This window comes from Pseudoduganella flava, assembly GCF_007830495.1.
GTDB lineage: Bacteria > Pseudomonadota > Gammaproteobacteria > Burkholderiales > Burkholderiaceae_D > Rugamonas > Rugamonas flava.
The window spans coordinates 1-1,995 of the sequence record NZ_VLKW01000030.1 but is presented as its reverse complement, the minus strand read 5'-3'; the positions used below and the strand labels follow the sequence as shown (position 1 = coordinate 1,995).

Annotated in this window: 4 protein-coding genes; all 4 read right to left on the bottom strand. The window is 53.9% G+C overall.

Features of this window, described 5'->3' with window-relative positions; translation table 11 throughout:
• A partial coding sequence (locus tag IP92_RS29770; RefSeq protein ID WP_145882354.1) for a DUF5713 family protein occupies positions 1-300 on the bottom strand: 300 nt, incomplete at its 3' end.
• Positions 301-538: 238 nt separating this feature from the next.
• Positions 539-856 carry a DUF8309 domain-containing protein gene (locus IP92_RS29765; RefSeq protein WP_145882352.1) on the bottom strand — a complete coding sequence of 106 codons (318 nt, stop codon included), beginning with the start codon at positions 854-856 and terminating at the stop codon, positions 539-541.
• A gap of 78 nt (positions 857-934) precedes the next feature.
• Positions 935-1,555: an Imm43 family immunity protein gene (locus IP92_RS29760; RefSeq protein ID WP_145882350.1), complete on the bottom strand. Its 621-nt coding sequence runs from the start codon at positions 1,553-1,555 to the stop codon at positions 935-937.
• A partial coding sequence (locus IP92_RS29755; protein ID WP_199750458.1) for an AHH domain-containing protein occupies positions 1,552-1,995 on the bottom strand: 444 nt, incomplete at its 5' end. The genes IP92_RS29760 and IP92_RS29755, both read right to left, overlap by 4 nt.

The following is a 1,995-nucleotide window of genomic DNA, read 5'->3' as shown; positions in this document are numbered from 1 at the left end:
ATCTAGGCCGACTGCGTCGCCAATGTCGTACATCGCCTCGAGTATCGTCTCGCGTTCGACGGTTTCGATCTCATCCTCGAACTGGTTGATGTGATGGAATGCCTCGGCAAAGGCCTTCAGGCGCTCGTCCTCGGATGCCTGAGGACCTTGCTCCTTCAGGCGGTTGATCAGGCGGATTAAAATCGGGCGCACCTTGTCGAGGAGCTCCAGGTCGCCCTCAGGGAGAAAGTCGGAGTGCAGGATGTCGTCGAGAGATTTCATGATGGGGCGGCTTTTTCCTGTTGTATGCGTGGAAAGCATTACCTTTTCCAGTCCGGGTCCGGCGGTGGCGGAGCGATGTCCTTAAACAGGAACCCTTTCGCATCGTCCCAGTTCACACCCGTTTCGAAATAACGGATCAGGCGCTTTGAGAGCTTCTAAGGAGAGCCCATGCTGCCGTCGAGCTCATACTTGTAAATCGTGTCACGGTCTGCGGTCGCAGAGAGTCGACCCGAGAGTTCGCGAGCGTTGACGGTGTCGTAACGGTCGTCCAGTTCCACTACTTTGGCGGAGTAATCCGGCGCCATCGCCAGGTCTGCACTGAGCATTTTTCTTTCGACGGAAGCGTGCTTGGCTGGGCTTGCTCGGGCGCGAGCCGCTGGCTGAACATCTTCTTCAAGCCCGTGATGGCGACGAAGCCGAAATACAAAGTGCGGCTTTCGTTGAGGTCGACACCGGACCACTCGTCGCCGGACTGGAAGAGGTCGAAGAATTGCATGAGGTAGTTCTTGCGCATCTGTACCACCGTGTACAGGTCGTCGCGCAACTTCAGGCTGTACACGGCATCCTCTTCCCACTCCAGTTTGGCCGTCTTCATTTGTGCGGAGCTTATGTTGCCGCACCCATGTTAGCGTACCGGATGTCCTGTACGTCCGCGATATCAATGAGACGTTCGTTACCAACCCGCCCATGGGTCGTATGTAAAGTCCTGTATTGGCGTAAAGCGCATGCCTTTGAGCCCTCTTTCAAGTACGGCATCCCTGAAGTCGCCGCTGCACACTAGTTTTCCGATTTCTATACACGAGAACAGACTGCAAGTCTCGTCCGAGCGCGGAACGAATCTTGAGATTTTTTTGTACACAGGCGTCGGTGGGAACAGTTGATCAACCATCGGCTGGCCGGTCTCTAGATCAGTGTCGATCTCATACTCTGATCGTTCCGTGTCAAGGAGGGCAACGTATTTGCCTGGCAAAAAGAAATAGTACGAACCAACTTGCTGGCCTTGCAGCACGAGGGTGAGTGGAACTGGGCGAAAAGGCACAGAGTACTCCCTACAGAGATCACAGAACTGCTCGGAGACCATATAGGATTGCTCTCCGTAAAAATCGAAGCCTATTGACTTGATCTCCGGATCGACGATTGTGTAGACGTAGTCATTTTTGATACCGATCCTATCTGGATCGGCAGCGAATAGGGGCCACTCGTATTCTTCGTGGTTGAGCTCACCCGCAATATGCGGGGGGCCAGCCTCATCGGAGGGCTGGTACTCCAATAAAAAATATGCCTGTGGTTTCATATCAAACGTCCAGTAATCGGGTCAATTTTAAAGATTCCATTCTCGAGTCCCTCTCGCGCCATTGTCTGTATCTGTCGAATGCCTAGTGCTAGCTGCGTGTCAGAGAGCTGGCCACGGGTGAAAAGGAAGTTCAGTCGCGAAAGATGATTCTCGATCACGCTTGTATAGTTCGCGTGTGAAGACCAGTGGCCAGGTAATCCTATTTTCCGTGCAAGATCCGAGCTTCCTGGCAAGAAGATACCGTTGGACGCGCCATCTGGATCAAAGCCCATCGATCGTAGGCGCTTGAACATTGCAGCAAAGCGAGCATCTTTCATCAGCTCTTCCGGGATCAAATGGTGATTAGCCATCCCATCCCCGCTCCGCGCCCCCATGTTCTTGCCCAGCGTAGTAGAGCACCACCCCAGCGGATCAGCCCGTCCGGTTGGATTCGCCGCATA

Bases quoted from the DNA above. Each gene is read 5' to 3' on its own strand.
- IP92_RS29760 (WP_145882350.1), bottom strand. From the start codon at position 1,555: ATGAAACCACAGGCATATTTTTTATTGGAGTACCAGCCCTCCGATGAG.
- IP92_RS29765 (WP_145882352.1), bottom strand. From the start codon at position 856: ATGAAGACGGCCAAACTGGAGTGGGAAGAGGATGCCGTGTACAGCCTG.